Genomic DNA, 2,713 nt, shown 5'->3' with positions numbered 1-2,713 from the left:
CATTCCCGTTCCCATCTCGCCATCGAAGATATCGCGCGACGTGGGCCGCTACCAGTCATCTCGGTAGCGCTACCAGTGTCCTTTGTGGATCACTTGGTCCGGTGGACGATGGCCGCGCTTCAGCGACGGCGACGGGCGGTCCTTTGGCTTGGCGTACCCGATCGCGATCGTGCCGATGGCGGTGAGCTCGTCCGGGACGCCGAACGTTTCGCGGAATTTGGCCTGATCCGTAATCCCGAAGAAGACCGCGCCGAGGCCGGCGTCGACGGCGGTCATGAGGATGAGCAGCGCGGCCATGCCGGTGTCGATGTCCCAGTACGGCACCGGCCAGCGCTTCTCGTCCATGTCGGTCCAACCTTTGTCAGATTCCGCGTACCGAGCTAGATAGACTCGTTTGTGGCTCAGGCAGACGACCAGCAGCGGCGCCTTGAACATATCCGTCCAGCCGAACTCGGCGCGCCGCTCCTGCGGCCACAGCGCATCCCAGTAACGAGCGGTCTGGTCGGGTCCCTCGAGCGCGAGGAACGCCCACCCCTGGCTGAACCCGGCCGAGGGCGCCCGCTGCGCGTTCGCGAGGATCCGGTCGACCACCTCGCGCGGGATCGGGCGGTCCTCAAAGCTCCGGACCATCTTCCGCTTGCGGACGACGTCCTGGAACTCCATTAGGTCCGGCGGTAGCGGCCTGAGGCGCGGCGCAGCAGCTTCTCGTCGACGAGGTAGCGCCGCAGCATCGCGTGGTCGGCGTGGACTCCTTGCAGGATGCGATTGACCTCGGATTCGTGGTACTCGCGGCCCGGCTCGAAGCGCTGCGCGAGGTGACGGAGCACGGCGATCCGGTCGGCGCGGGATGAGGGGATCGTCTCGAGGTGCCCGGCCTTGAAGAAGCGGGCCAATTCCGGGGGTCCGTCGAATTCCTCGATCCGGACCTCGTTTCCCTTCCTCAACACAACAACGACTGTACGGCAGGCGTATCCGCGCGAGGGACAATACGGGCGCCATGGCCGACCGGACGACCGCGATCGCTCACGACGGCTCGCTGGTGGACGCGATCGCCGAGCATCTCCACGCGCACGGGCCGCGCGCCGTCGCTCTCGCGGCGGGGGTATTGGCCCTGGCGCTGCTCGGCGCCGGTTACCTCGACGGTGAGTTCGACCATCCGCTCAACACGACGCTCTGGCGCACGGGCCTGCTGCCAGCGGTGCTGGTCGCGTACTGGCTCGTCGCCCGCTGGATCCTCCGCCGGGCGTACGCGCGCGCGATCGAAGCGTTCCGCTCGCTGCTCGCCGACGGCCGGAACTTCGAGCATCAGGTCGAGCTCGCGACGCGACGTGGCCGGTATGACGAGTGGATCGCCGCGGTCATTGCGACGGCGCTCGGGCTCATCACGATCCAGCCGTGGGCGCTGGCCGAGACGTTCGGCTGGATCGGCGCGTATCGCGTCGCGGCGGTCAGCCTCGTGTTCGCGCTGCTCGGCATCGTCTTCTACGAGATCGTGCGTCGCACACGCTCGCTCTCGCAGCTTCACCGCTACCCGCTGAGGCTGTCGATCTTCGATCTCTCGCCGCTGCGCCCGGTCGCGCGCTTCGCGTACAGCGTTGCGGCGGCGTTCACGATCGCCATAGCGATCAGCGAGCTGTTCCTGCTCGCCCCTGGCGTGCCGCTCGACCTCGTGGTGCGCCTCGTCATCGCGTACGCAGCGGTCCTGGTCATCGCGACGGCGCTCTTCTTCTACGTCATGTGGGACAGCCACATCGCGATCCGCGCGCTGAAGCAGAAGGAGCTCGGCCGCGTGCGTGCGCTCCTCGCCGAGGCATACACCGAAGGCCTCACGATGTCGGTCACCGCCGGGCTCGCGCTCGAGCATCGCATCGCCGAGGTCTCGGAATGGCCGTACGACACGAGAACGCTGCGAAGCCTCGTCGTGTCGTTCCTGCTCCCGGCCATCGCCGCCGCGAGCAAGTTCTTTGTCGGCGAGCGGTTCTGACGATGGTCATCGACGCGGCCTCGTGACCAGGATCCAGATCGTCGAGGTCAGCCCGCGCGACGGGCTCCAGGCGGAATCCAAAACGCTCCCGACCGAGACCAAGCTCGAGCTCATCACGCGTCTGGCGGAGGCCGGTCACACGGTGATCGAAGCGACGTCGTTCGTGAATCCCAAGGCCGTGCCGCAGCTCGCCGACGCCGAGCAGCTGCTCCGCGCGTTGAAGCACCGGCCCGGGGTGCGCTACCCGGTGCTCGTGCCGAACGAGAAGGGACTCGATCGAGCCCTGGCAGCGGGCGCGGACGAGATCGCGGTGTTCGCGTCCGCGTCGGAGAGCTACTCGCGCAAGAACCTGAATCATTCGCGCGCCGAAGTGCTCGACGGCTATCGCGCGGTTGTCCGGCGCGCGAAGGATGCGCACCTGCGCGTGCGCGGTTACCTCTCGATGGTCATCGCCGATCCGTGGGACGGCCCGACGAAACCTGACGTGGTCGTCGACAGCGCGAAGGCGCTGCTCGCGATGGGCTGCGACGAGCTATCCCTGGGCGACACGAGCGGCGTCGGCACACCGGGCGAGATCCGCACGCTGCTGCATACGTTCGCCGACGCGAAGATCGCGAACGACAAGATCGCGCTGCACCTGCACGACACATACGGTCAGGCACTCGCGAACGCGCTGGCCGCGATGGAGCTGGGCATCACGACGTTCGACGCGAGCGTCGGCGGCATCGG

4 protein-coding genes are annotated in these 2,713 nt (G+C 67.6%); 2 read left to right on the top strand and 2 right to left on the bottom strand.

Going from position 1 to position 2,713, the window contains the following annotated elements:
* Positions 1 to 69: 69 nt before the first annotated feature.
* Positions 70 to 663 (bottom strand): nitroreductase family protein, encoded by a 594-nt coding sequence (locus VI056_14950; GenBank protein ID HEY6204319.1) that lies wholly within the window; start codon positions 661 to 663, stop codon positions 70 to 72.
* Positions 663 to 947: a DUF2087 domain-containing protein gene (locus VI056_14945; GenBank protein ID HEY6204318.1), complete on the bottom strand. Its 285-nt coding sequence runs from the start codon at positions 945 to 947 to the stop codon at positions 663 to 665. Before VI056_14945 ends, VI056_14950 begins: the two co-directional genes overlap by 1 nt.
* 50 nt (positions 948 to 997) lie before the next feature.
* Between VI056_14945 and VI056_14940 the strand changes: the two genes are divergently transcribed.
* Positions 998 to 1,984, top strand: coding sequence for a hypothetical protein (locus tag VI056_14940; GenBank protein ID HEY6204317.1), 987 nt, complete (start codon positions 998 to 1,000; stop codon positions 1,982 to 1,984).
* A gap of 22 nt (positions 1,985 to 2,006) precedes the next feature.
* The coding region (locus VI056_14935; GenBank protein HEY6204316.1) for a hydroxymethylglutaryl-CoA lyase at positions 2,007 to 2,713 on the top strand (707 nt) is incomplete at its 3' end.

The sequence above is a fragment of the Candidatus Limnocylindria bacterium genome (genome assembly GCA_036523395.1).
Taxonomy (GTDB): Bacteria; Chloroflexota; Limnocylindria; order P2-11E; family P2-11E; genus CF-39.
The sequence above is the reverse complement of the archived record's forward strand: the minus strand, read 5'-3'. Positions and strand labels throughout refer to the sequence as shown.

What these genes read in the sequence shown, in the direction of transcription:
- VI056_14950 (HEY6204319.1), bottom strand. Translation starts at nt 663, where the DNA reads ATGGAGTTCCAGGACGTCGTCCGCAAGCGGAAGATGGTCCGGAGCTTT.
- VI056_14940 (HEY6204317.1), top strand. Translation starts at nt 998, where the DNA reads ATGGCCGACCGGACGACCGCGATCGCTCACGACGGCTCGCTGGTGGAC.